This is a genomic window from Sphingopyxis sp. EU05-FHT14B03, assembly GCF_058790875.1.
Window position 1 is genome coordinate 247,748 of sequence record NZ_JBYTDC010000004.1, and the last position, 25,396, is coordinate 273,143.

26 protein-coding genes and 1 pseudogene are annotated in these 25,396 nt (G+C 63.1%); 12 read left to right on the forward strand and 15 right to left on the reverse strand.

Features of this window, described 5'->3' with window-relative positions:
* Positions 1 to 25 precede the first annotated feature (25 nt).
* From AC3WS4_RS22580 to AC3WS4_RS22595, 4 genes are read left to right on the forward strand one after another with little or no spacing between them, the layout of a single operon-like run.
* Positions 26 to 1,936 carry a hypothetical protein gene (locus AC3WS4_RS22580; protein WP_492740509.1) on the forward strand — a complete coding sequence of 637 codons (1,911 nt, stop codon included), beginning with the start codon at positions 26 to 28 and terminating at the stop codon, positions 1,934 to 1,936.
* Positions 1,933 to 3,048 carry a conjugal transfer protein TraN gene (traN, locus tag AC3WS4_RS22585; protein WP_492740510.1) on the forward strand — a complete coding sequence of 372 codons (1,116 nt, stop codon included), beginning with the start codon at positions 1,933 to 1,935 and terminating at the stop codon, positions 3,046 to 3,048. The genes AC3WS4_RS22580 and traN overlap by 4 nt, the downstream gene beginning before the upstream one ends.
* Complete coding sequence (locus AC3WS4_RS22590) at positions 3,017 to 3,877, forward strand: type-F conjugative transfer system pilin assembly protein TrbC (protein WP_492740511.1); 861 nt, start codon at positions 3,017 to 3,019, stop codon at positions 3,875 to 3,877. Before traN ends, AC3WS4_RS22590 begins: the two co-directional genes overlap by 32 nt.
* 25 nt (positions 3,878 to 3,902) lie before the next feature.
* Entirely contained in the window at positions 3,903 to 4,454 is a 552-nt protein-coding gene (locus AC3WS4_RS22595; RefSeq protein ID WP_492742991.1) for a S26 family signal peptidase, read from the forward strand.
* A gap of 25 nt (positions 4,455 to 4,479) precedes the next feature.
* On the opposite strand, the gene AC3WS4_RS22600 is transcribed toward AC3WS4_RS22595, so the two are convergent.
* The 7 genes from AC3WS4_RS22600 to AC3WS4_RS22630 form a co-directional block, all read right to left on the reverse strand.
* Positions 4,480 to 4,860: an AbrB/MazE/SpoVT family DNA-binding domain-containing protein gene (locus AC3WS4_RS22600; RefSeq protein WP_492740513.1), complete on the reverse strand. Its 381-nt coding sequence runs from the start codon at positions 4,858 to 4,860 to the stop codon at positions 4,480 to 4,482.
* Between the two features lie 183 nt (positions 4,861 to 5,043).
* Positions 5,044 to 5,373 (reverse strand): ribbon-helix-helix domain-containing protein, encoded by a 330-nt coding sequence (locus tag AC3WS4_RS22605; protein ID WP_492740514.1) that lies wholly within the window; start codon positions 5,371 to 5,373, stop codon positions 5,044 to 5,046.
* A gap of 25 nt (positions 5,374 to 5,398) precedes the next feature.
* Positions 5,399 to 5,680 (reverse strand): type II toxin-antitoxin system RelE/ParE family toxin, encoded by a 282-nt coding sequence (locus AC3WS4_RS22610; RefSeq protein ID WP_492740515.1) that lies wholly within the window; start codon positions 5,678 to 5,680, stop codon positions 5,399 to 5,401.
* Positions 5,677 to 5,955 carry an antitoxin of toxin-antitoxin stability system gene (locus tag AC3WS4_RS22615; protein WP_492740516.1) on the reverse strand — a complete coding sequence of 93 codons (279 nt, stop codon included), beginning with the start codon at positions 5,953 to 5,955 and terminating at the stop codon, positions 5,677 to 5,679. The genes AC3WS4_RS22610 and AC3WS4_RS22615 overlap by 4 nt, the downstream gene beginning before the upstream one ends.
* A gap of 115 nt (positions 5,956 to 6,070) precedes the next feature.
* A complete protein-coding gene (locus AC3WS4_RS22620; RefSeq protein WP_492742993.1) occupies positions 6,071 to 7,261 on the reverse strand; it encodes a GSU2403 family nucleotidyltransferase fold protein in 1,191 nt (396 codons plus the stop codon).
* On the reverse strand, positions 7,212 to 7,454 hold the full coding sequence (locus AC3WS4_RS22625) for a hypothetical protein (protein WP_492742995.1): 243 nt from the start codon (positions 7,452 to 7,454) through the stop codon (positions 7,212 to 7,214). Before AC3WS4_RS22625 ends, AC3WS4_RS22620 begins: the two co-directional genes overlap by 50 nt.
* 243 nt (positions 7,455 to 7,697) lie before the next feature.
* Positions 7,698 to 7,886, reverse strand: coding sequence for a hypothetical protein (locus AC3WS4_RS22630; RefSeq protein WP_492740518.1), 189 nt, complete (start codon positions 7,884 to 7,886; stop codon positions 7,698 to 7,700).
* 491 nt (positions 7,887 to 8,377) lie between these two features.
* Between AC3WS4_RS22630 and AC3WS4_RS22635 the strand changes: the two genes are divergently transcribed.
* Positions 8,378 to 9,226, forward strand: a complete 849-nt coding sequence (locus AC3WS4_RS22635) for a conjugal transfer protein TraF (RefSeq protein ID WP_492740589.1) — start codon at positions 8,378 to 8,380, stop codon at positions 9,224 to 9,226.
* Positions 9,223 to 9,798, forward strand: a complete 576-nt coding sequence (locus AC3WS4_RS22640) for a hypothetical protein (protein ID WP_492740519.1) — start codon at positions 9,223 to 9,225, stop codon at positions 9,796 to 9,798. Before AC3WS4_RS22635 ends, AC3WS4_RS22640 begins: the two co-directional genes overlap by 4 nt.
* 35 nt (positions 9,799 to 9,833) lie before the next feature.
* Here the strand turns inward: AC3WS4_RS22640 and AC3WS4_RS22645 are convergent, their stop codons facing one another.
* Positions 9,834 to 11,003 (reverse strand): ATP-binding protein, encoded by a 1,170-nt coding sequence (locus tag AC3WS4_RS22645; RefSeq protein ID WP_492742997.1) that lies wholly within the window; start codon positions 11,001 to 11,003, stop codon positions 9,834 to 9,836.
* A 116-nt stretch (positions 11,004 to 11,119) separates the two neighbouring features.
* On the opposite strand from AC3WS4_RS22645, the gene AC3WS4_RS22650 reads away from it, so the two are divergent.
* Together AC3WS4_RS22650 and AC3WS4_RS22655 are read left to right on the forward strand one after the other, a co-directional pair.
* Positions 11,120 to 12,544 (forward strand): conjugal transfer protein TraH, encoded by a 1,425-nt coding sequence (locus tag AC3WS4_RS22650; RefSeq protein WP_492740521.1) that lies wholly within the window; start codon positions 11,120 to 11,122, stop codon positions 12,542 to 12,544.
* An 8-nt stretch (positions 12,545 to 12,552) separates the two neighbouring features.
* Positions 12,553 to 16,287 carry a conjugal transfer protein TraG N-terminal domain-containing protein gene (locus tag AC3WS4_RS22655; protein ID WP_492740522.1) on the forward strand — a complete coding sequence of 1,245 codons (3,735 nt, stop codon included), beginning with the start codon at positions 12,553 to 12,555 and terminating at the stop codon, positions 16,285 to 16,287.
* 10 nt (positions 16,288 to 16,297) lie between these two features.
* Here the strand turns inward: AC3WS4_RS22655 and AC3WS4_RS22660 are convergent, their stop codons facing one another.
* Positions 16,298 to 16,765, reverse strand: coding sequence for a hypothetical protein (locus tag AC3WS4_RS22660; protein ID WP_492740523.1), 468 nt, complete (start codon positions 16,763 to 16,765; stop codon positions 16,298 to 16,300).
* Positions 16,766 to 17,005: 240 nt separating this feature from the next.
* Here AC3WS4_RS22660 and AC3WS4_RS22665 point away from each other — a divergent pair, with 240 nt between their 5' ends.
* Genes AC3WS4_RS22665 through AC3WS4_RS22675 form a run of 3 tightly spaced genes read left to right on the forward strand, consistent with a single transcriptional unit; the run spans position 17,006 to position 18,770 of the window.
* Complete coding sequence (locus tag AC3WS4_RS22665; protein ID WP_492740525.1) at positions 17,006 to 17,302, forward strand: type II toxin-antitoxin system Phd/YefM family antitoxin; 297 nt, start codon at positions 17,006 to 17,008, stop codon at positions 17,300 to 17,302.
* Complete coding sequence (locus tag AC3WS4_RS22670; RefSeq protein WP_492740526.1) at positions 17,299 to 17,841, forward strand: type II toxin-antitoxin system VapC family toxin; 543 nt, start codon at positions 17,299 to 17,301, stop codon at positions 17,839 to 17,841. The genes AC3WS4_RS22665 and AC3WS4_RS22670 overlap by 4 nt, the downstream gene beginning before the upstream one ends.
* Positions 17,838 to 18,770 (forward strand): nucleotidyltransferase and HEPN domain-containing protein, encoded by a 933-nt coding sequence (locus AC3WS4_RS22675; RefSeq protein ID WP_492740527.1) that lies wholly within the window; start codon positions 17,838 to 17,840, stop codon positions 18,768 to 18,770. The genes AC3WS4_RS22670 and AC3WS4_RS22675 overlap by 4 nt, the downstream gene beginning before the upstream one ends.
* Here AC3WS4_RS22675 and AC3WS4_RS22680 read toward each other — a convergent pair.
* The 6 genes and pseudogenes from AC3WS4_RS22680 to AC3WS4_RS22705 all read right to left on the reverse strand — a co-directional run bounded on the left by AC3WS4_RS22680 (position 18,750) and on the right by AC3WS4_RS22705 (position 22,810).
* Positions 18,750 to 19,169 (reverse strand): helix-turn-helix transcriptional regulator, encoded by a 420-nt coding sequence (locus AC3WS4_RS22680; protein ID WP_492740529.1) that lies wholly within the window; start codon positions 19,167 to 19,169, stop codon positions 18,750 to 18,752. The two genes, AC3WS4_RS22675 and AC3WS4_RS22680, sit on opposite strands and share 21 nt — an antisense overlap.
* 384 nt (positions 19,170 to 19,553) lie before the next feature.
* Positions 19,554 to 20,009: a hypothetical protein gene (locus AC3WS4_RS22685; protein ID WP_492742999.1), complete on the reverse strand. Its 456-nt coding sequence runs from the start codon at positions 20,007 to 20,009 to the stop codon at positions 19,554 to 19,556.
* Positions 20,010 to 20,055: 46 nt separating this feature from the next.
* A complete protein-coding gene (locus AC3WS4_RS22690; RefSeq protein ID WP_492740532.1) occupies positions 20,056 to 20,391 on the reverse strand; it encodes a hypothetical protein in 336 nt (111 codons plus the stop codon).
* 29 nt (positions 20,392 to 20,420) lie between these two features.
* Positions 20,421 to 21,002 carry a helix-turn-helix transcriptional regulator gene (locus AC3WS4_RS22695; protein WP_492743001.1) on the reverse strand — a complete coding sequence of 194 codons (582 nt, stop codon included), beginning with the start codon at positions 21,000 to 21,002 and terminating at the stop codon, positions 20,421 to 20,423.
* 64 nt (positions 21,003 to 21,066) lie between these two features.
* Positions 21,067 to 22,050: pseudogene (locus AC3WS4_RS22700) on the reverse strand (NAD(P) transhydrogenase subunit alpha); the annotation flags it as partial.
* A gap of 454 nt (positions 22,051 to 22,504) precedes the next feature.
* On the reverse strand, positions 22,505 to 22,810 hold the full coding sequence (locus AC3WS4_RS22705; protein ID WP_492740535.1) for a hypothetical protein: 306 nt from the start codon (positions 22,808 to 22,810) through the stop codon (positions 22,505 to 22,507).
* Positions 22,811 to 22,897: 87 nt separating this feature from the next.
* On the opposite strand from AC3WS4_RS22705, the gene AC3WS4_RS22710 reads away from it, so the two are divergent.
* Positions 22,898 to 25,339, forward strand: coding sequence for a TonB-dependent receptor (locus AC3WS4_RS22710; RefSeq protein ID WP_492743003.1), 2,442 nt, complete (start codon positions 22,898 to 22,900; stop codon positions 25,337 to 25,339).
* Positions 25,340 to 25,396: the final 57 nt, after the last annotated feature.

Below are 25,396 nucleotides of genomic sequence, written 5' to 3' on the forward strand. Positions count from 1 at the left end.
GTTCCCCTCCCTGGAACGGTCCGTCGTGGCGGCCGCGCTGGCCACCCTGGTGGGTTCATCTCCAGCCCATGCACAATCGATGGAGGAGCGGGCACGAAGCGCAGCCGAGGCATCGCGCGCGAAGAGTAGTGACAGCGAGGCGATCCAGCGCAACTATGTGACGCCGGGTCTCGGCGGCAAGCCCGTCAGCACCGTCGACAACAGCAAATCCTTCACACCGAACCTGTCGTGCCGGAAGACCGCGACCTTGCTGGAAGTGCTGGTCCAGCCCGGCGCCGGCGGCGACCTCGCCACGGTTAGTATCGCCCGCGACAGCGATCTCGATGGGGCCATCGACAATCGTTCAACCCTCGGCGTGCCAGTCTCGGGCATCTGCGCGAACGGCGTCATCTCCTGCGCCCCCGGCAGCTGGGACCAGTGCCGACCTTTTCGATGGGATGTCGCCGCAGACCGAGGAATCAAGCTGACCGAGGTCGCTCTTCCCGAACTGGCGGGCTGCTATTGCATCAACAATAGCTGCGGCACGAACCTTGCCTGGGCTAATCTCGCTTCGGTTCTGCGTGATCTCGGCGGCGGCATGATCGGCGCGTTGACGACGGCCGATCCCCGTTATGGCGTGGCCGAGGCCGTCATCGACGGACCGATGATCCGCTATGTCGGGGCGGAGGCCACCGCCTGCACGGGCGCGGCCTCGCTTCCGCAGACCGCGTATCGCGCCAGCCCTTCCGCGATCCAGGGCGACGCCTACACGGCTTCGCAGACCAACCCGGTCTTCCAGGCCGTCCTCGCCTCACCCGCAGGCGCCGGCAGGGCCGAAGAGACACGCGCCTGCACCATCGATCGCGAGATCGCGGTGCAATCCTGGACCCATGACGACATCGTCACCGCGTCGGGGCCCTTCGAATATGTGCAGAGCTGCGGGACCGACTGCCGGCGCTACCGGATCGCGGGCGAGGGAAATTGTTCGGCCGCCCCGCCAACCTACACCGCCTCGTTCCGCGTCCTGAAGCCCGAGCGTATCGTCTCGGCGCGGATCACCCGCATCGCCGGAGACGATTGGGTCCAGGCGCGGCTGAACGGCGAGGTCGTCGGCTATGCCGGCAAGCGTCCCTGGCTTGGCGACGGGATACCGTCGGGTGACTGCTCGGTCGACCTCGATCCCGTCAATACGACCCCGATCGACCTGACGCCCGCGTTCAAGGCGGGCGACGCCGAGGTGGCGATGCGCGTCCGGGGCGGCAACGGCAAGCGTTGGGGCATCGTCGACGTCGAGGTCCGTGTCGATACGAGCTGCGAACAGACCGAGCGCGTCGTCGACCTCTGCTCTGGCTATGCCGCGGACCCGGCTTGCCGCCTCGTCGACGAAGATGTCGATGGTGTCGAGACGTTCCGGAACGGCGTCGCGACCGGTCTGCGCCCGGTTCCGCAGAGGCGATTGTTCGGGAGCGCCGCCTGCACCGTGTCCCTGACACGCCCCTTCTTCCACCGCGCGCGGCGCTACCGCTGTGCGATCGATACCGCCGCGCTGCCGAAGCCGGACACCAGCCGGGGCGCCTATATCATCGACCATTCGACCGAGACGCTGCTCGCCGACCGCGTGCGACAGAAGGATGGGACCTTCGTCACTGCTACCACCGGCTTTTCCTTGCCCGATCGCGGCAGCGTTCCGGCTTGCGAGGCGATCTGCAAGACGCGCGCACCCAAGGCGAATAATGACGCGGCGCCATCCGGTGTGGTCGGCGCCTTGCAGAATGTTCCGACCGGCACCGACATCTTTTATCATAGCTGCGACAGCGCCAATCGCTGTCCGGCGGGCCCCGGCGAGGAGGTCGTTTCGGCCTGCGGCTGCCTCGACGATTTTCCCGAGGCGGTTGTCATGATGCAGTCGGTGCGGCTCGCGGGCGCCGATCTCGTTTGCACGGGAACGGTGCGATGACGGCTCGCCGACCAAAACCCCTGTCCTCCTTGCTCAGCGTGATGGCGCTGGCGTTCGCCATAACCACCTCGGCACCATCCGCCTCGGCGCAGTCGCCGCAGATGTGCGCCGCCGATCTCAACGGCAGCGGCGATGCGTCCGATCCGGGCGAGATATCCTATTGCCAGCCGACCGTCTCGGGAGCGCCTCTTTGCCCGATCGAGGAAGTTGCCTGTACCGCGGACGCCGCCGGCCAATATAGCTGCCCCGCGGGTCCGCAGTTCGCGTGCCTCGCCAAGATAAGCGGCGGCGTTCCGTCCTGCTCGCCCAACCCATGCGCTGATCCCGCGGTCCGTCCGATCGAGGAAGAACCGCCGATCGTCGATCCCGGTGCCGCGCCCGATGGCGAGGTTGATGCCGACGGCAATTGCCTTGGCACCGTCGAGATTTTCTCCGGGCGCGGCATGCGGTGCCGTCCGCCGGGGATCGGCACGACCTTGTCGGATTGCTGCAAGGACAAGGGCAAGATCCTGAAAGACGGGATGGGCTCCTCGCTCGGATCGATCGGCACCAAGATCGCCGTCGCCAAGGGCGTCTTCACCGGCATGCAGGCGGCCTATACCGCCTTCCAGGCCGGGGCGACCGCGAGCCAGGCGGCGAGCGCCGGTGCCAATGCGCTCATCGTCGGCATCGATCCGACTTCGATTGCGATCAGCCTCGCGATCAATTTCATGATCGATTTCCTGTTCTCGGGCTGCGACCAACAGGACATGGAAACTGCGATGCTGCGCGGCTCGGGGATGTGTCACGAGGTCGGCACCTATTGCGCCTCGAGCTTCCTCGGCGTCTGCCTGCAAAAGGCGCGCGGGCATTGCTGTTTCAACACCAAGCTCGGCCGGATCATTCAGGAGCAGGGCCGTCCCCAGCTCAAATCGTTCAACGGCAATCCCTGGGGTACGCCCAAGAAGCCGCTCTGCCGCGGTTTCACGCCGGAAGAGTTCCAGGCGCTCGATTTCAGCAAGATCGATCTCTCCGAATATTATGCGGACATCGAAGCCCGCGCCGGGTCCGAAATCCAGATCGACATGAAGGAACGCGTGGATGCGTATCTCAAAGCCGTTCAGCCGCAATAGCGCTGCCGTTCTCCTGCCCCTGCTCGCGGCAGGAGCCGCGCTGGCGCAGGACTCCGCCCGAACCCGAATGGAGGAGGAGGGACCCGCCGCCATGGAGCGGGTCGAGCGCGCGATTTCGCGGCAGAAGACAGAGGCTGCGCCCACCGCTTCCCCCACGCTCCCCCGAAATCAGCACGAGGCCGAACGGCGGCGTGCTTTTGACGGATTGCGGAAGCGCATACCGGACGCCCGCATGGACGCGCGCGCTCGGGCCGCCGCGGCTAACGGTGCCGCCCGCCTTGCGGAGCAGCGCGAGGCGCAGGCGAAACGGCTGCGCCAGGCCCTCGGACTCGAGCCCTCCGAGGAAAAAGCGCTCGCGAAGGCCATCCCGGCGCCCGCGGCCAAAAGCTGGGTGCCCGTGCTCTTCGTATCCTCGTCGATGCCCGTCCCGGTGCTGCGCGCCTATGCCGCGCAGCTCGAGCGGGTTCAGGGCGTTCTGGCGTTTCGCGGCATGCCCGGCGGCCTCAGAAAAGTCGGACCGATGGCCAAGCTCTCCGCCGAGATTCTGCGGCTCGACCCAGGGTGCGAGGGAGCTGGCTGCGCGATGCGGAATGTGCAGATCATCGTGGATCCGCTCGTTTTCCGGCAGCATGGCGTCACGCGCGTGCCGGCGCTGGCGATGATCCCCGGCGATCCGACCCAGGCCTATTGCGAAAGGGACGATGAGAGTCCCCGCGCCGCTTACCTGGTGTTCGGCGACAGCGCGCTTGCCGGATTGCTCGCGGAATATGCCCGCCTCGGCGGGAGCAAGGAGGTGCAGGATGCTCAGGCTCGCCTTGGTTCTCTTTAGGGCGCTCGGAGCCCTGTGGCTTCGCTTGCGGGACCTCCCGCGCGAAGCGGCAACCGCCCTCGGCGCCCCCGCGCCAGGCAGGCCGGCGGCGCCCCGGCGGTTGTGGATCGCGCTCGCCCTGATCCTCCCGATCGCCTTCAGTGCGGCGGTGGCGATGCCAAAGATCGCGCTGGTCATGAGCCCGTCGATCGACGCATGGGCGGTGCGCAAGGCGCCGGGTCCCATTCGCCGCGGCGATTATGTCATGTTCGAGCTGCGGCACCCGATCGCCGGCCCCGAGCCGGTGTCGGTCACCAAGCTTGCCCTCTGCGTGCCGGGCGACCGCCTCACCAAGATCGAGATGCCGTCGCGCATGTCCCCCACCGCAATGGACGCGCGCTATTTCTGCAACGGGCATCGGTTGGGAACGACCCGCCCCTTCGCCGCAAACGGGATGAAGCTCGACCATATGCAATGGAGCGGCATCGTGCCGCCCGGCATGGTCTATGTCGGCTCGCATCACCCGCAGGGCTTCGACAGCCGTTATTTCGGGCTGTTGCCGATGGCAAAACTCACGCGAATGGCCCGGCTGATTTAAGGCGCGAGCTGCTAGAAGGGGTGAGTTACCCGCGCCGCACACGTCGCTTCGCCTCGCGCGAGATCGCTCCGTGCATGTTATCAGTCGACAAGGGCGGCCCCTTATAAGGGAGCGAACCGAATGCAGCATCGATGCTGCAAGCGGGGAAAGCCGGGACTGGCCTGAGAAGCACGCCCTCGACAGTATCCTCGACCGTCAGCCGTGTACCAGCAGACCAATGGCGTTGGTCGCGAATGGTCTTCGGCAGAGTGATCTGCCCCTTGGTCGAAACAATTGCGGTCAATTGTTCATGCGCGCCCATGGAAACTTCCTTCAGATAAGACGGCGGTAAGACGAGAATGATCGCCGCAATTGACAAGGAATCCAACCCGCCAGCCAATCGGCTGAGTCTGGAGACCAACACCACGGCTGTTCCACCTTGCGGATCGGCCGCAGTCGTTCAGAAATCAGATTGGCTCCCACCGAGCAGTTTGTGCGGGTTGGGTGCCGAGCATGGATCAGGCGATCTTAGGAGGTCTCGCCCAACAGGGGCTCGAAATCGCGACCACCATAGAAAATCCCGACGACAACCACTGCGGCTATTTCACCTTCAGCCGCGTTTGGCGAGGCCGGCACGCACAACGTCGAACGGAATGCCCCGCGAAGGATCGGCCTGGTAGGCGTCATAAGCGGGAACGACCTCATTGCGCAGCCATTGCTCCACAGCCCTGTCGCGTGCTTGAAGCGCTCGCAATCCGTCACGGATCACTTCGCTTTCGCTGGCATATTCACCCGACGCCCCCTTGGCACGAACCCGCGCAGCGACGTCGTTCGGAAGCGTTACGCTGAACTGCTGAGTCGTTCGCATGGGTAATGCCCACATTCTTGTCGAGCCTTCGATCAGCCTGCATGATCCCGGCAGGTCACGCTCTTTCGCCATAGAGCCCCAATCCCAACGGCACGGTCTAACGCAGCGGAGGCCACTGGCGCCTGGCGTGAACGATCGTGAGTATCCAGACGGTGTCCCCATATACTTCATACACCAATCGGTAGCTGCGATGTGGCGTAAGTTCGCGGGTTCCCGACACTTCGCCCTCGTGACCCAGCATCGGGAAGTCGGCTAGCTGCGCGACGGCCTCGCTTATCAGGCCGTCGATCCTCGCCGCAGCATGCTCATTACGCGCGAACAGATAGTCCCATATCTCAGCGCGGTCCTGGCGCGCCTCCGGCGTCCACCGAACTTTCACGCTTGACGGGTGATACGCGTGCGGCGGCTGGCGAAATCGGCTTCAACTTCATCATTTCCATAACCCTGGCCCGCCTGCATTGAACCGCGAGCCGCGGCTACCTTTCGTTCGACGAATTCTTTATGCTCTCGTTTGTGGCGCTGGCGCTCCACGAACTCTCGCATCAGTTCCCGCACGACTTGCGACGCCGGACGATGCAAAGCTTCGGTTTCGGCCATGAAATCTGCTCGCAAATCCGATTCCAGCTTCATCGTGAAAACGGCTTCCTTCGCCATGATCGCAACTCCATAGATAATGACGTAGTATATACATTGTCATTATCACTCCAGCAAGATCAAAGATCGCCCTCGGGAATAAAGAATAAGGCGTTCACGATGTTGCGGCGAAAGGCTACCAGTTCGGTGATCGCGGCTCTGGGCGCCGCTCGGCCCAACGGACAAAATAAGGTGCAAGTTCGCCGGGCAACCCTGCCTCGAAGGCATCGTCGAGTGGATAGTGCGGCATAGCCTCGGCAACAGCGTCGAGGAGAAGCAGCGCCTGCTTCAGGTCCTTGCCACGCTTGAGCGGATGACGCTTCGATTGCCCGGACATCCACAGCTTCTGGAGCGCAAACCAGCGCGGATCGGGCGCAACGATGCGTGCCGGGCTGCCATTGCGGCAGATGACGACCTGGTCGACGGGTCTCCCCTCGAGCAGCCATTCCTGTTCGGGAAGCGGAATCGGCTGCGGCCGATCGGTACGTGCCATATTGGCCGCGCGCGAAGGAGCGGCGAGGATTTCGACCTCATAGGCCTTGGCGTTACGTGCTTGAAAGCTTCGCTCAGTGTTGACCGTGAATGTCGCATCGACGGCTTTCAGTAGATCCCATACGACCTGTGCGTCCTGCTGGGGATCGATCTCGGTCCAAGCGAGATCAAAGTCGGCAGTCTCGTCGGGAAGTTCAGGAATGAAGCCGCCAGCCTCAAGCGCGTAGGCGGCGACGGCATTGGTTCCCACAACGAGCAGCGCGCCGCCGAGAAGCCCCCGTCGATCGGCCTCGCGCAAAATCGGACCGGCTTCGTTGGCGATCATTGGCACGCGCAAAGCACGTGCGATCGAAGCGCTTTCATCGAGCGACGATCGACTCGCGGCAGATCGGGCCTTCAAGCCTTCTTTCTCATCACGATAGGCCTGGAGTTGCGCAGCTTGGGCAACTGACCATGGTCCTAGGCTCTTGCCATTGCCCTTACGGTCGTGGATTTCATAGAGATAGGCTCGCCCGCCGACTTCCTTCCGGGCGAGGCCATATGGCAGCTTGGCCAAACCGCGCTCGGCTTCAATCCAGACCTCGTAGCGCTGGCGCAAATTGATAAGCGCTCTCGCCTGTTCATCGGAAAATGCCTTAATCGCCATCGGCAATTTATCCTGCAAATCTTGGATTCTGTCAATTGCAGGATAAATCTCGTTTTTATAGATATTTATAAGATCAATATGAGCGTTATCCAAAGGATTTACCCTGCGAATTTCCAGTTTCTGGATTTGCAGGACAAAATCAAACCGTGTCCATGGAACGCGACGCACCTTGAAACCGTTCACACCCATTTTGCGCATTTTGATCTTTAAGCGTAATGAGCACAAACGGCATTATAAAGCCCTCGTTCTTGTCGCGCCGTCGATCAATCTGCACGATCCCGGCATGACATATCCCGTCATCAACATTGCGCGTCCGGATGATCGTCATACCCCGGGGTTCGTGTGAAGCCGCCGCGGCGCGCGCTTCTGCAGGCTTGATCATCGGGTCCCGGAATATGCCCCTGGCCGCCGAAGGCGACGGCGAGCTTATCCGCCGCCGCGCGATGCCCGGAATAATCGAGATCCTTCGACGTGAAGGGACCGAGGAAATCAATTCGGAACCCCCGGCAGAATAGCGTTCAACCCAGAGGTTGAGCGCCTGCCCGCCTACATGAACGCATTGTCCTCCAATCCGAGAACTGACGCGAGCTTGACAACGGTCGTTTGCGGTAACGGTTTCAGACGTTCAGCGACCAATCGCGCGCCGGCGTCGAATGAACGCAGCGGAAATATCGAACGATGAAAACACGCCGTTCGCCGCGCGTAGGTCTTCACACGAAATTTGTCCGTCACGCAGGTCGGATTCGTCCTGCGCACGCGAAAGCTCTTTCGCGCGCTGACGCTCCGAAAAATTGTAGCGGTTCATCTGCGCCATATTCTGCTCCATGGCGATATTAGCCGCTACTGCTTAGCAGTCGAGGAACAGCGGCCGATAACGCCGGAATGATCATATAATGATCATATAGCACTTCCGAGGGAAAATTCCACCATCGGGTCAATCTGAAGGCATCGGAGGGTTCGACTTCTGGCTCACTCCCCCGCAATCCAACCAATTCCTGAAGCAGGCTCCCTTTCCCAAAGCTTGGAATCGGCACAAAGTCTGGGAAGCTCCGAAATATATGGAGGCACCAACGGTACACAGAGCCAGTTACTGTTCCACGTGCAGCGATTTTTGGCCTCGGGGCACTCAATTTGCCCAATCGGCACTATAATGCCCACATTCTTGTCGAGCCTTCGGCGGGCCTGCACGATCCCGGCATGTCACGCCCCTCCTCTAAACATCGCACTTTCAAAAAGCGGTCCCTCCCCGGACTCGGGATATCGCAATCACAGTGTGCGATCCTGCTGGTCTGCGCGCTGTCCTGCATGCCAGAGATCGCTGGGGCTCAAACGGGCGCCAGCATTCCGCCAACCCTGAAGCAGGGCTATTGGTGGTACGAGGCACCGAAGCCGAAGGGTACGGACGACAAAGATCCGGAGACGCTTACCAAGCCCGTGATTCCGCCAATGCGGGAGTTGGCGACATGGACGCCGCCCAAGATCCGCAAGCTGATCGAGCAGCAGCGCGATTATGCCGCAACGGTCCTGACCGTTGACGCTGTGGCGGACTTCTGGCGGCTGCAGGACTTTGCCCGGCGCAAGGCGCGCGCCTTTGCCGGAGTGACGCAGATCGCGATACTCCAGCACCCCGAACTCAACTCGAAATCCGCCAATCCCATAGTCGGCGACGCACGCTCCGAGCTCACCGCCGAGAAGGACAGCATTCGCCGCGCCTATCTGAGGAGCCATGCCGGCGAGTTCGCACTCGTCATGTTCTCACGTTCGACCTGCGGCTATTGCCGCGTCCAATGGCCGATCCTCCAGCGCTTCCAGGAAGAGATGGGCTGGCAGGTCACGCTCGTCGATCTCGGCAACCGGCCCGACGTCGGCCGCCGCTTCGTCGTCGAAGTGACGCCGACCACCATGGTGATCCGCCGGGGCAGCCAGCAGCGCATGGTCATCGCCTCGGGGGTCGAAACCTATCCCAACCTTTCGCAGATGGCTTATCAGGCGGTCCGGCTCCTGCGCGGCGACATCCGCCCCGAACAGTTCATGACCGGCCCTGGCGAGGATGCAGGCTTCTTCGATGCGCTGGGCAATGGCCCGGTTTCCGCCACAGACCCGCGCGTTATCGGCGGCGATCTGGTCGAGACCCATGCGGGCATCGAGCCGTGACCCTCTTCCATATCCTCGGTATCCCGGGACTCGTGATTGCGATCGGATCGGCCGCGACCGCGCAGACCGTTTCACGCGAGGACGCGATGCGCGCGGCGATCCATCCGGTTCGTGACACCAGCGCGATGCAGGCCTGGCTGTCGCGCGTTCCCATCACCCGCGACTTCCCGGACGATTTCACGAGCACGCTGAGCGGCCACGGCCGAGCTTTCACGATCGAGATGAGCACCGCGCCGGGCTGCCTTCCCTGCGCGGATCTCTGGACCAAGCTGGTTGCGCTCGGCCGGCACTACGGCTGGCAGGTCCGCACGATCGTCTCGCAGGAGGCGATGCTGCGCTCGGGGCGTCTCGGGCTTCCCTGGGTGGGACATCCGGTGGCTTGGGTTCGGCCCGTCGCGGACGATCAGCGCACGATCCCGATCGCGGTGGGGACCGACCATCGCCCGAACCTCGCGCGCAATCTCTATCTCGCGGCGAAGATGGCGACGGGCGTGCGCCCCGACGTCGGGGTTCGCGCCATGTCCAAATTCACCGGCATAGTCGGCGTGCCCGCGCGGGCTGGCTCCCGATGACCGAGAGCAAGGTCCGCCGCTCCCGGAATAGGGGGTCAGCCGCCGAGCGACAGCAATTCATGCGCTGCGAATGGGAGGGGCAACGCCTCTACGCCCTCCTTCAACGGGAAGACCTCGGCGCCGGGGTAGATCACGATCTTGCGCTGAGGTTCGAGGTCCGCGCAGGCCTGATGGAATCCGCGTTCCAATTTAGGCGACAGACTGCGCTTGATCTCTATGGCCCAGAGCGCCCCGCCTGGGAGGGTCAACAACAGGTCAACTTCCGCGCCTGCCGCTGTCCGATAGAAATTCGCGACACTGCCTTCCGGGGCCGCCGCGAGGAGATTTTCAATTGCGAATCCCTCCCAACTCGGGCCGGCGACCGGGTGTCCCAATATGTCGTCGAGGCTGGTCAGGCCGAGCAAGCTGTGCACGAGGCCACTGTCACGGACATAGATGCGCGGCGACTTGACCAATCGTTTCGCCGTGTTGCTGTGCCAAGGCTCGAGCCGACGAACAAGAAGCAGATCGACGAGCAGGTCGAGGTAACTGGCGACGGTCTTGGAATCGACGCCGAGACTGCGCGCGAAATCCGATGCGTTGAGCAGTCCGGATTGATGATGGGCAAGCATTGTCCAGAAACGCCGCAGCGTTTCCGCCGCGATGCGAGGCCCCAGCATCGGAATGTCGCGCTCAAGATAGGTGCGGATAAAATCCTGCCGCCAGCGCTGGCTCAGCCGATCACTGCTTGCCAGGAAACTATCGGGAAAGCCGCCCCGCACCCAAAGCCGATCGAGATCGGACGGGGGTATTTCGAGAGCATCGAGCGGACGCATTTCGAGATAGCTGATGCGGCCTGCAAGGCTTTCTCCGGACTGGGCCAGAAGATCGATCGAGGCCGAACCCAGGAGGAGAAATCGACCGGTGCGGAGCCCCTTTCGCCGCCCGCGATCGATGAGGCCACGCAGGATCTGGAAGATGCTGGGCATGCGGTGGACCTCGTCGAGAATAACGAGCCGATCCTCAAAAGCCGCGAGATAAAGTTCGGGATCGGCAAGCCTTGCGCGATCGGCATCCGATTCGAGATCGAGATAGATCGACGGACGCTCCTCCGCGATTTCGTGGGCAAGGGTTGTTTTGCCGACTTGTCGCGGCCCGAGCAGCGCGACAGCAGGCGCCTCTTCGAGACGCTCCACGAGTTCTCGTTTAATTCTGCGCTCAATCATCCTTGCATATTCGGAGTTTCATTCCGAATATGCAAGGTTATTCTCACTTCACCATACCGCGATCCGGGCTTGGCGGGCCGGTTCACGGACTCTTTGTCAGCCCAAGGAAACCCGCCATGTCCCGCGCCTTCTCATATGCCCGCCTCAGCCTTACCGCCGCGATCCTGTCGCTCGGCCTCTCCCGTCCCGCCCTCGCACAGAGCTGGGCCGAGAGCTGGTTCGACAATGTCACCTATACCTCGCCCGGCAGCTTTGAGGACCAGACGCGCGGCTATGTGACCGCTGGCGGCCTGTCGGGGCGGGTCGACGTCCATAACGACTATCTCATGTCGATCAGCCTGCCCAAGGTGCGTGCGGGCTGCGGCGGCATCGACATGTTCCTGGGCGGCATGTCCTTCCTCGACCCCGAATATCTCGTCCAGAAGCTCGAGAGCATCCTCCAGGCGGCGCCGGCGGTCGCATTCCAATATCTGCTCGAGACGCTCGACGAGAAGATGGGCAACATCATCTCGAAGATGGAGGCGGCTACCAACTTCCTGAACTCGATCCAGGTCAACGACTGCCGCCTCGCCAACCGCATGGTCCAGATCGCCAAGGGCGACGACAATATGTCGGGGATCATCGAGGAGATGACCGGCTATCGCTCGATCAAGCAGGGCTATGCGAAAAGCTACCAGCAGAGCCGGGAAAAGATTCAGGCGAACAACAACAATCCCACCGAGGATCTGAAGGACGCGCTCACCAATTGTCCGCGCGAAGTCACCGACATCTTCCGGACCGGATCGCTGCTCGCCCATGCCGCCGCGCGCGTCGGCGCCGGGGAATGGACCGGCGTGATGCGCGCCCGGGTCGGCGACGTCTATATGCGCTGGGATCCGGCGGATAAGGTCCCCCTGTTCACGGCCATTCCGCAATGCCCCGCGCAGGATAGCGAGAGCGCGCAGGATTTCCTGACCGGCAAGGTGCAGCGGCGCTCGCTCAGCGTGCCGCCGACCGGCGCAGACTGTTCGCAGGACGGCGGCGGACGCGGCGCGCTCCTGCTGGCGCGCGAGCGGATGCAGTCGATCGCCACCAAGATACGGACCCGCGCGGGGCTTAGCGCCGAGGAACGCCAGTTCGTGGCGAATGTCCGTACCCTCCCCGTCTATCGGATGCTCGAATGGGGCGTTCGGCAAGGCGTCGTCGACTCCGTGATTGCCGACACCGACGAGCTGGTCGCGCTGACGCTCGCCTATCAGATGCTGAACGATCTCACGCGGACGATCGACTATACGGTGACCAACGCCGAGCGTGGTTCCACCGCCGCCGGCGCTGCCGATGCCAATAACGCCAATGTTTGCCAGACAAGGATCCTCTCCAAGGGGATGGAGCAGTTGCGCGATCTTCGCGACGAGGTGCTGCGCCAGCGCGCGCAGATGCGGCAAAGCTATATGGCCGCGATGTCGGCCGCAAACCTCTCGGCGAGCTATGCCGGGCTGGTGCGCGAACGCGATCGCGACGCGCGCGACGCCGCCGGCGCCGCAGCGTCGCGCAACCAGTGACGGCCGCGATGCGCCGCCTCACCCGCCTGTGCGTCGGACTGGCAGCCTTGTTCGCCGCCACACCCGCTTGGGCTATCGACACGAGCTTCCATACCTATAATGGCTTCGCCGAGACAGTCGACGCGTTCCGGCTCGTGTCGATGATCTTTGCTGACCCGCGCTATGAGACGCTGGTCCTGATCATCGCAACCGCCGGAATCGCGATCGGCGCGGTGATCGCGAGCGTCCGTGGGTCGGGCATGGGGATCGTGGCCTTCGGCTTCCAGATCCTCTTCGGCGTCGGCCTGTTCGTCGGCCTTGTCACGACCACGGGCACGGTTCATGTCTATGACCGGGTGCGCAACGCCTATCAGCCCGTCGGGGATGTCCCCAATCTGCTCGTCCTCGTTGCGGGCACCACCAACATGATCGAGCGCGCGATCGTCGAGACGATCGACGACAATACCCTCGACCCGAGCGCCAAGATCGAGTTCGGCGCCGGCGGGCACGGCTTCGATCTGCTGCTCAACGCGGTGAGCCCGCGCGGGCCGATGACCGACACGTTTCTCGACGCCACGATCAAGGATTATGTCCGGCAATGCTATCCGGTCGCGCGGGTGTCGGCGGCCTATGGCGTCGACGACGACAAATTGTTTCGCACGGCGGCCGACCTTCCCGCAGCCTTCGCCGCGATGGCCGGACCCGCGACCTTCTCGACCGTCTATACCGAGAGCGACAAGGGCGGCTCGACGATGAGCTGCTCGGACTCCTGGGCCTATATCGCGGACCGCCTGTCCGATCCGGCCTTGTTCGAGGGTTATGTACGGCAGGTCTGTTCGCGAACCGGATTCGACGCGGACAATGCGCAGCAACTCGCGCGCTGCCGGCAGCAACTCGGCGATCTCGGGGAGGCGATGCTCGGCCATCCGCTCAGCACCCAGGCGTTGATGACCCATGTCCTGCTCGGCACCACGGTCGGTGACGTCCTGTTCGAGGATTCGCCCGCGAGCGCAGCGCGCGTCATGGCGAACCGCGCGGTGATGTCGAACGGGCTTGCGACCCTGTCGGCCGCCAATGAATGGATGCCGACGATCCGCGCGACCGTGTTCGCGATCATGCTGTTCATGATCCCCGTCGCGCTGCTGTTCATCCTCACCCCGATCAATCTCAGGGTCGCGAGCTTCGCGCTCGGCCTGTTCGTCTTCGTGGCGCTCTGGGGTGTGATTGATGCCGGCATCCATCAGCTGACGCTGGGACGGGCGATGGCCTCGCTTGAGGAGATGCGCGCGAATGGCCTCGCCGCCAACGCGTGGTTGCTCGCGCCATCGTCGGCGATGAAGGGGCTCGCGGTGTTCGGGACCTTCCGGACGGCGGCGGCCGGGATCGCGGGCGCCTTCGTCTTCACGATCTTCCGGTTCAGCGGGAATGTCTTTTCGTCCTTCACCCACGGCGCTCAGGGGATCGCCGGCGGCGCGGCGGCCGCAGCGGCGCCGATGGCGACCCCCGAAGGCCAGGCCTCGGCGCTCGAGGCGCAGGCCTCTGCACTCGGCACCCGCGCGCGCGCCGCGGCGGCCTCGAGCTTCGGCGATTTCGGGGAGCGATCGACGTTCGGCGCCAACCGCTCGTTCGGCGAGGCGGGCCGCATCCTTGGCGAGCGCCCCGGCACGCCCGGCGGCACGGCCATGGCGCTCGGCGGGATCGAGGGATCGCGCGCGCTCGGCAGTCTTGCGCCGGCGCTTGCCGGGCGCGATCTGGCCGATCCGGACGTGGCGCGCGCCGTTCAGGCCAATGCGGCGACAGGCGCGATCCACCAATTTGCCGAGAAGGATGCGCTCCGTTCGCTCGGCACGACCTATTTCGGCAAGGGCGAAGCGGGTGAACGCGCCTTTGCGTCCTTTGCCCAGAATTTGGTGCAGTGGCGCGCGTTCGGCGACCAGCGGGCCTATGGAATGATGCAACAGGCCGCGACGCGTCATTTCGAGCGCAATGGCTATTCGAAGGAGGATGCGGCGCTGAAGGCGTCGGGCGTCATCGGCGAGGCGCAGGCCGATCCGACCTTCGCGAAGCTCATCGCCAACGCCTATGACCAGGAGCAGATGATCGCAAACGACCTCACCGCCGCACAGGTCCAGGCCGGCGCGATGGCAGGACGCCGCGATTTTGCAGGCGAGGATGTTGCTGGCATCGAACGCGCGAACGTCGCGACCGAACAGGCGTGGCGGACCGGCAGCAACCAGGGCCAGCGCGGAGCGGCGGGCATGCTCGGTCTTCCGCTTGACGAAACCGCCCGGCGCATCTCCTTCATCAATGCGCTGTCGGGCGAAGCGCGCAGCAGCGCGATCACGCAGCTCGCTCGCTCGACGGGACGCAATGAAGCGCAGGTCATGCGCGCGCTCGAGCAATATAATGCGGCGGTTTCGGTCGGCACCGCCGATGGGGCAACGGCCGAGGCCGCACGCGAGGGCACGAGCGTTTATGGCCGGACGCGCGAAGCCGCCGGCTACGATTTCGCGGAACGGTCGGGCAGGCTCGACGCGCAGCGTGAGGTGGGGACGAGCGGTACGCGCGCTGCGGCGCGGATCGGCGAGCAGCGGCGGCAGTCGGACAATTTCGGCTTTGCCGAGGGCGCAGCCGCGGCCGGCGTATCGACCCGCGAGGCCGCGCGGCTCGACAGTTTCATCCAGGCGCTCAGCCGCACCGCGGGCAATCAGGTGGATATGGCCGCGGGCGGCCCTGCCGGCATCGCCGATCGCGCGCGCAACGAGCGGATCACGAGCATCGTCGACAAGGAACGGCTGACCCGCATGCAGGGCCTGCTTCGCAGTCATGGCATCACCATGTCGAAGCGCGATCTTGCGCTCGCGCAGAATGGCGACCTCGGCCTCAACCTGACGCCCGCGCAGGCGGCGCAATTCCATCAAGCCGGGCTCATCAACGACAGTCAATATGGCGCACTCGCCAATGGCGGCCATGCGCGCTTCAGCTTCGCGAACAACGACCTGCTGGTGTCAAGCAGCGCAAGTTTCCAGCAGTCCGCGCGCAATGACACCAGCACCCGGTTCGAGGCCGGCAAACAGGCGGGTCCGGACACGATCGAGCATTTCCTGGGCGGCGGCGAGGAAGGGCAGCAAGCCATGGCGAACTGGCTCAAGGGCGGGTTCGAGATGGACCGGCAGGGCAATTGGCGCCTGAAACCGCAGGTCGCCGACACGCTGCAGCGCGATGTCCAGGCGATCATGGTCCAGACGGGGTGGCAGCGGTCGATCGCGCGGAGCGCCAGCGACAGCGTGACTATGGGATCCAAGGTGAGCGGCGAAATATCGGGAGGTTCCGGAAGCCGAAGCGCGACCACGACAGGTGGTTCGGGCAGTCGTCAATCTTCCACCAAGGAACATTATGGCCAATCCGGAGCCAGCCTCGGCGCTTCGAGCAGTGACATGGGGAATTCGACCGAGCAAGCGAATGCCAATCTCGACATCGTGAACTATGACGTCCGCGACGCGATCGCCAAGGCCGAGCGTGCGGCTGCCAGGTCGCCCGTCCCCGAAAAGGCTTTCAGTTCGGCTCTATCAAGGGAGGTTCTCGGCAACGATGGACTTCGCAACCGCTATCTCCGGCAGGCCGACGCGAGCCGCGGAACGGATGATATTACTGGCCCACTGACATCGATCGAGCAGCGATCGATCCTGAATAGCGGAAGCTTTTCGACCGATCTCGACCACGGCTGGACGGATGGGAGCTCGGAATTCAAGGAGCGCAAATGAACCGACGTCCTCAGTGGTTCCGATGCCCGATCCACAACGGGCCAGAACGCGGATCGAGCGGATCCGCATAAAAGGGCAAGCCGCTTGGGCCAAGTTCGGGGCCGATACGCCAGTCGCGCCCATAATCTTCCGACCAGCTGCTTGGCCCACGGTCGGGACCGATACGCCAGTCGGGCTCATAATCTCCCGACCCGCCGACCGCTGACATCCATTCCCGCGCATAATCCAAGCCGAGCACCATGAACGCCGTCGGCGGGAAGAAGAGGACATTGAGATAGCCGGCCAAGGCGAGGCCGTAAAAATCGGCCAACAGGGGCACCCGTAGTGAAAGTGCTGCCCCGATCCAGTAGACGGGGATCGAGGCCCACCAGAGCTTGGCGTACCATGGGCGCCAGATGTGATCGGACAGGCGTGATCGCGGAGCGGTTTCAGGCGGCAAGTCCGCCTCGGCCGCCTGCACGTCGGTCGCTTGCTCCATAAAGAATATCCTCGGGCAAATTCTAGCATGACGGTCCCGTCATCCCAAAGCAAATCCAGCCCCCTTCCCTCCGGAAACCCTGGAAATCGCCGCAATATTTGCGGTATCTCTCGTAGAAGGCCGTTGAAACCTCGACTATTAAAATTGATCTCGCGCCATATCCCCGGCGCACTCGGTCGAAGGTTGATTTTTGCTGGGCAACAGGCCATATTCTAGTCACAGTGACCAGAATGGATCGATATGACCAACGCGAAATCGCATGACAGTTCCGCAGCCGATCCGCGCCACCGTTGGCGGCTACAGGATGCCAAGGCTCGCTTCAGCGAAGTGGTGCGGCTTGCCCGGGAAAGCGGTCCACAGCGCGTGACATTGCATGGCCGCGATGCCGTCGTCGTCGTGTCGGCCGACACATGGGACCGCGAACATCGCCACTATAGCGGGCGACGGTTGGTCGATGCTTTGGCCAGCTCGCCACTGGCCGATGTCGAATTTGAGCGGACTTCGATTGAGGGTCCGGTGCGAACGATCCAGCTTTGAGCGGCTTTCTCCTTGATACGAATGTCATCTCCGAGTTGCGCAAGCCGCGGCCGGTCCCCACGGTCGTGCGCTTCGTCGAAGCGCAGGCGGAAGAGAATCTTTTCATTTCGGACGTCAGCTTTGCCGAGATACGCTTCGGCATCGAGCAGTTGGACGATCCCGAACGCCGAGCGTCCCTCGCAACCTGGCTCGATTCCAACCTACGCCCGCTGTTCGACGGGCGGACACTCCCAATCTCTGAGGATGTGATCCTGCGCTGGCGCGTGCTGGTCGAGGCCGGTCGTCGGCGCGGCCATACGTTCGGTCAGCCTGATCTCTTCATCGCGGCGACCGCCGCCGAGGAGGATCTCATTGTAGTGACGCGGGACACGGTTCATTTCGAGGTCGCCGGCGTACCCGTCTTCAACCCTTGGAGCTCGGAATTCCACACCAGCAACAGCATAACCCACGCGGTGGATGATGTCGGACAGACGGGGTTTCTGGACCAACTGATCGCGCTCAATCGAGGACGCAAGCCGACGAAGAAGAACCCGAAATGAAATCCGACGTTGAACATCTTCCCGCCAACAAGCAGCGCGAGCTTGAGCGCGTCGTCCAGATCCTGTTCGAGGAATTCGGCGATGCCAACGGCCAGGCCACCGGTGACCGGCGGCTTGGCCGCATCCTCAAGGTCATCCTCTATGGCTCCTATGCGCGCGGCGGGTGGGTCGATGAGCCGCATACGGCAAAGGGCTATCAGTCCGATTTCGACCTGCTGGTAATCGTCAACCAGAAGGAGCTGACCGACCGGGTCGCCTATTGGGAACGCGCAGAGGAGCGCCTCAACCGCGAACGGACGATTACGCAAAATCTGAAAACGCCGGTGAATTTCATAGTCCACACGCTGCAGGAGGTGAACGACGGTCTCGCCCATGGGCGCTATTTCTTCATGGATGTCGCCAGCGACGGGATCGCGCTCTATCAGGCCGACGAAAGCGAACTGCATAGGCCGAAACCGAAAACACCAAAGCAAGCGCTCGTGTTGGCCGAGGAATATTTTGAGGAATGGCTTCCTTCGGCAATGGCGCGGTTCGATTTGGCCAAAACAGCGATAGAGCGAGGCTACCTAAAACAGTCCGCGTTCGATCTGCACCAAACTACTGAGGCCCTTTACCACGGTACACTCCTCGTACAGACCTTCTACACCCCTCACGTTCACAACCTCAATTTCCTCCGCACCCAGGCCGAACGCGCCTCCCCGCGCCTGTTCGAGGCCTGGCCGCGCGATACGCAAAAGGAGCGCGCGCGCTTCGAGAAGCTCAAGGACGCCTATGTGAAGGCGCGCTATTCGAAGCATTATCGGATCAGCGAAGAGGAATTGACCTGGCTCTCGGGCCGCATCGAGATTCTCGGCCAGCTTGTGCATGCGGTTTGCATGGAGCGCCTCGGAGAGCTTCGCGCAGCGATTTCATCGGCGAAAGCTGACTGAAAGCCCCAACCCATTTCTTGCAACCTCATCCTCGGTCATCGATCGGCCTGCGACGAACGCCACCTCTCTGCCGACGCGCAATCGCAGCGATCCGCTGCCTACAGCCATATGCCGCCATTTCCCCGGTGGAACTCCCATCCAGCGCGCGAAAGCCCGGCTGAAATGACTCTGGTCATAAAACCCACATTCAAGTGCGATCTCCACAAGGGAAAGGTTCGTCGATGCAAGCAGTTCACGCGCCCGAATAAGCCGTCGCGAGATCAGCCATTGATGGGGCGTGATGCCGATCGATGAGGCGAAGGCGGAGATAAAATGCCTGTGCGTCACGCCACATCGCCGGGCGACCGTTTCCATGTCGATCGGATTTCCCAGATGTTGGCGCAAGAGAGACATCGCCATTCGTTGCTGCCAAGGAGCGAGTCGCGCGGGCGGTCGTCCGACAGAAGGCGACGGCGCATAAATTTCGATCCGAGACCTTGCCTCAACCATAAAGGAACGCCTTGCCAGGTGCCGAGATTGGATGAGGGGCCGGCGACGTGACTCCCCAATTGGGACCGCCTTGCCCTTCGATGATTGGCAGCTAAGGATCCGTGGCTTGCGATGGCGCATTAGCCGGGAGCTGGAAATCGGCGGACCACGACCGGCGACGAGATGGGGCCAGGATTCGGGCGGGATGCCTTGCGACAGGATCCCGTCACTCGGGGGCACCGTCCAATGCTCTGCGCTTGGCTGTAGCGCACCGGATAGGGCGCCGCTCCATTCCCGATGAGCCCCAACGAACCGTCAGAGCTTGGCGGACCCTTCCCTCGGACGGCCTTGGACCCGCGATCCTCGCCGCTTCGCTCTATCGGCATCCGCCGGCAGGCGAAGCGTGCCCATGAACAGGACGCCAAGCGAGAGATAAGCGTAAAGCCCGAGACCTGTGAGATAAGCGAAGAGCGGAGCTCCCGGAATCCATGCGCCGGCGAGACTGGTGAAGAGATTGGCCAAAGCGAATCCGAAGGCCCAGATCGGCCAGAATCGCACGGTGACGATCGCCAGCCAGAAAAATCCCGCTGCAACGACGACATCGATTCCGAGCACTATGGCTTCAGCCGGAGCAAAATAGTGGGGATCGAGCAGCCTCAAAGCCGTCGTTGCGAACGACGCCAGCAGGTTGATCGCTGCGCCCACGCGCTCCGGTCGGCCTCCGCGCGCCAATGCATAACCACATACTGCTAGCAGCACGACATTGTACATCGACGCGAGGAACCATCCCAAACTCATCGGCGCGATCGCGCCAGCCTCACGGGAACTCGCCTTCCGTCGCTGCGGCAATGACCGGCTTCGGCGCGCCCGCGCCCCATGCCGTCACGTCGAGGCCAAGGTCGCGTCCTACCCGCTCGGTACTGGAATGCGCGCGGATGACCATCTGCCCCTGCCCCTCCGTCAGGGCCGCCAGCGCCCCGACCGTCGCACGCACCGTGCGATGCGCCATGGCCGGCGAGAGCTTATGCGCCTCGGTGGCGTCCAGCGTCGTCAACAGGAACTGCGCGACGTCGCGCTGGGCAAGATTGATCGACCGTTCGGCTTGACGAAGCTCGGTTGCGATGATCCTGCTCGTGTTTACCAGCTTTTCCATATGCCTCTCCGATGGCGCATGCGCGCCGTTCATTGCGGGTTGACGCCAACGAGAAGCGAGAAGGCAATGATCACCATTGCGGCGACGGTGAATGCGATAGGGGTGGCGATCGCGATGATCATTCCCCACGCAAGAACCTGTCGCCACGACAGGATGTTCAACGCCGCCCGCTTGGTCGGCACGGGCATTGGAAGCGGCCAAAACTCGGGGCGGGAAGGTGCAATGCTTGCAGGGTAGAATCTTTCTACCCCTGCCTCGAACTCGGCAAAAATGCGGGCGGCTTCGAAACGGCTGGTGGCACCGAGCGTATCTTTCGCGAGGAGCAATTGCTTATCCACAGCGCGTGCACTGACGCCCTCAAGATGCGCGATCTCGTCCGACGTGCGGTGTTGGAAGACATGCCGGAGATAGATACGCTGCCGTTCGGACAGCTTGTCGAATGGCGGGTTTGTCGTTGCGTTTCTCCCCGGAAAGCTATGGATTGCCCGCGATGACTGGTCCGGTTGCCTGGCTGGTTTACGTGTGCCTTGAAGGTCTCGTGATGCAGGTTCGAATTGAGAGTCGGTTTTCCTCCTGGTCGCCCCGATCGGCCAACCAAGCTTTTGAAGCATCAAGATATTAAGCCAGCACCCGATTGCCAAGACCCATATGGCTGTCCGATGGCTGCAGCGCGACCAGCGCGCTCGTGTCGGCGGGCATCAGCGCGGCGATATTCCTCGCGCCGATCACCGTGACGCCATGGATCTTCTTCGTCTCGCCGGAGACCGAGCCCTCGACATTGCCGCCGCTTTCAGCGGCCATGTCGACGATCACGCTGCCCGAGCGCATCGTCGCGAGCTGCGCGTCGCTGATGAGCCGCGACGCGGGGCGCCCCGGGATCAGCGCGGTGGTGATGACGATGTCCTGCTTGGCGATGTGCGACGAGACGAGTTCGGCCTGCGCCGCCTTATATTCGTCGGACATTTCGGTGGCATAGCCGCCCGCGCCCTCGCCCTCGATCCCCGCGACCTTCTCGACGAAGATCGGCTTGGCGCCGAGCGAAAGTATCTGCTCCTTGGTCGCGGCGCGCACGTCGGTTGCGCTGACCTGCGCGCCCCGACGGCGCGCGGTCGCGATCGCCTGAAGCCCGGCGACGCCGACGCCCATCACGAACACCTTCGCCGCACTCACCGTGCCCGCGGCGGTCATCATCATCGGAAAGGCGCGGCCGTAAGCGTTCGCTGCCATCAGCGCCGCCTTGTAACCCGCGAGATTCGCCTGGCTCGACAGGATGTCCATCGATTGCGCGCGCGTAATGCGCGGCATGAATTCCATCGCCAGCGCCTCGATCCCCAGCTTGGCATAGGCATCGACGCGCGCGCGCTCGCCGAACGGGTTGAGCCCCGCCGCCAGCCAGGCGCCGTCGGCGAAGCCCGACAGGCTCTCGGGATCGGGTCCCTGAACGCCGAGAATGATGTTCGCGCCCTTCAGCACCCCGGCGCGGCTGCCGACGTTCGCGCCCGCAGCGGCATAGTCGGCGTCGGCGATCGAGGCAGCCTCGCCCGCTCCCGTTTCGATGGCAAGCTCGGCGCCCAGCCCGATGAATTTCTTCACGGTTTCGGGGGTCGCAGCGACGCGGGCCTCGCCTTCGGCGAGCTCTTTCAGGACAGCGATGCGCATGAAATCCGCCTCCCATTCATGCCGTTCGCACGGCGCCGAAAATCGCGCTCAAGCCTGTAACCGCGCGAATCCGGAAGCTGAATAACAAGCGTTATGTAAAAATCAACCGGGAAGCGATCGATTCTCGGAACGGCGGCGAGGTGGCGGAGGAACAGCCGCCACGGACGGTATTTTCTTCCAAGCGAAGCGATGGCGATGCCAGCCCGCGAGTATCGGTCTCCAGTAGCGAAGCGGCCGCGCCTTAAGGGACGGAGTCCGGGTCGAAGAGGCGGACTCCGTCCCGGGTAGCGAACCGCGCTGGCTGATGCCCCCGATCATCCGGCTGGTCCGGCCGCCCGATTGCGCCGACCCGCTCCTTCATTCCATGCTCCAGCGGACGCGCGAAATTCCGGAAGAATGGCTTCGGCTCCCTATCGCCGAGTCGCCCCGCCGGCCCGTCGTTGCTGGCCGCCAGTCACGGACAGCCATCATGCCCGGAGTGATGATAACGCTTGGGCAACGAAATCAGAATATAATTACCAAATACAATTACTTGATCTTCCATTCCTTCATCGCGTGCGTGCATCCAAGCAAGCCGTTCCAGGCGTGAGGACCAACCACGAATAAATAACATAATGACAATCGTCATTTTATCTGCGAAGAGCGCGACAGATAAAACAGAACGTCCGTCACGAAAACCTGTTCGGCAGTCCGTGACACTCCTCAGGCGGGACATGATGGAAGCATCGATAGAGGGAGAATAACGGTGATCAAACAGCACGCGTTCGCGACGCGCCGTCGCAAGGCAATCCTCGGTACGACCGGTTGCATGATGGCCCTGACGGCCGTCCTGTATGCTGCCCCGGCCATGGCGCAGGACGCAGAGCAGGCGTCCGAACCATCGGGCGACGGCGACATCATCGTGACCGCGAGCCGCCGCGAAGAACGGGTGACCGACCTGCCGTTCAACATTTCGGCCTACGGCGGCGAGCAACTCGAGCGCGCCAACATCAGCAGCGTCGCGTCGCTGACGCGGCAGGTTCCCAACTTCAACATCATCGATGCCGGCGCGCGGACGGCGGCGGCCCAGATCCCGATCATCCGCGGCCTGAACGCCTCGCAGACGACCTCGAACGCCGCGCGCTATTTCCAGTCGCCCGTCGGCTTCTACCTCGGCAACGCGCCCGTCACCGGCTCGCTGCCGCTCTACGATCTTTCGCGGGTGGAAGTCCTGCGCGGTCCGCAGGGCACGCTTTATGGTGCCGGCTCGCTATCGGGTGCGGTCCGCGTGGTCCCGACCGATCCCAAGCTCGGCGAAGTCAGCGGATCGGTGACCGGCTCGGTCGGCAAGCTTTCTCACTCTAAAGACCCCTCCTATGCCTTCGGCGGCATCGTGAACCTGCCCGTCGGCGACACGATTGCGATCCGCCTTGTCGCGCGACAGGAGCGCCAGGGCGGCTTCATCGATGCGCGCGACGTGCTGAAGCGCCAGGGCGACAGCTATATCAACGGCGCGCCGGTTCTCGCCGATTCGACCGATGTGGCGAACAGCCCCGGCGTCTACTTCAACAAGAAGGACTATAATTACGCCGACACGACCTTCGCGCGTGCCGCGATCCGCTGGGAGCCGACCGACGACTTTTCGGTAGGAATTGCCTATAATTTCGCCAAGTCGAAGGGCGTCGGCGGCAATATCGACAATGACAGCTTCGAAGGCGGTGCCTCGCCGCTCGATCCCCGCATCCAGCTCGAGCCCACGGGCGAATATGAGCGGTCGATCCCGATGCTCGAACCCTGGAAGCGGCAGACCGAACTCGCGTCGCTCGATGCGAGCTACGACCTTGGCTTCGCCACCGTCTCGGCAACCGTTGCCTATGGCAAAACCCGCGGGCGTTCGTCCAACGACTCGACCGTCAGCCTGCTCGGCTCGCCTTATGGCTTCTTCTACACCGGCGCGCCCGCCAATCCGCGGGCCGTCATTCCGGTCGCCAACAACGACCGCGACCGGTCGTGGACTGAAGAATTGCGGATCGTTTCGAAGGAAGGCGGCTTCATCGACTATACCGCCGGCGTGTTCCTGCAACAGCAGCGGCGCAAGATCGACCTCTTCGTCTATGCGCCTGGCGCCAGCGAGCAGAGCTTCGCGGCGGGTGGAAGCCGGACGCCGATCTATCACGGCTTTTTCGGCGAACCGGACGCAACCTATATCCCGACGCTCAGCGACGGGCTCGCCTACAGCCAGGTCACCTCGCAGCGGTTCCGCGAAGTGTCCTTCTTCGGCGACGTCACTCTCCATCTCACCGATGCCTGGTCGGTCACCGGCGGGGCCCGCGTCTTCAAGCAGAAATTCTCGTCCAACCAGAATCTGCTCAGCACCCTGTTCGCGCCTCCCGGTTCACCCGAGGTCGACGGCGTCGGTGTGCAGACCGTCAATTCTGCGAGTTCCACCAAGGGGACCGATCAGATCTTCAAGGTGAACACCTCGTACAAGCTCGGCGGGAACGGACAGGTCTATGCAACCTTTTCGCAGGGCTTCCGTCGCGGCGGGACGAACACTTTCTCGACTCCGGCAAGCAATCCGATCATCTTCGAGCCTGAACAACTTGTGGTTTACAAACCCGACCGCACCAACAATTTCGAGGTCGGCATCAAGGGATCGATGGCGCGCATCTATTATTCGCTGAGCGCCTTCTACGTCGACTGGAAGAATCCGCAGATCGACCTGCAGACCCCTTACAACCTCTTCCCGGCGGTGGTGAACGGTTCGTCGGCCGAATCCAAGGGGTTCGAGATGGAGCTTTCGGGACCGGTGATGGACGGGCTGAGCTTCAACCTGGGTCTCGCCTATGCGCGGGCACGGCTGAGCAAGGACTTCGGTCTTCCCGCCGGCGACGGAGCCGGCAGCGAAGTTCCCAATGCCATTCAAGGCGTCAAGGGCGACCAGTTGCCGGGGGCGCCCGACTGGAGCGGCGCAGGGTCGCTGACCTATACGCACGCGGCCGGAAAGGGGGAAATGACCTATAATCTGGGCTTCGATTTCCGCAGCGGCACGTGGAACCAGCTCAAGAGCCAGAGCACCAACGCGCCTGCCAGCAAGCAACCGGGCTACATCATGTTCAATGGCAGCATCGGCTATGCGATCGATGACTGGAACATCGAGCTTTACGGCACGAACCTGCTCGACAAGCGCGCGGTCTATGCGGCTAACCTGCGCACCCTCAACTCGATCGCGACGCTGGGGAACTGGGGCAATGCCTATTCGGTCTCGCGCCCGCGCGAAGTCGGTATTCGCCTGAGCAAAAACTGGTAATCGCAAATGCTGCCACGACCGCCTCGGGGGTTACGGCGGGCAAGGGCGCAACCTGGC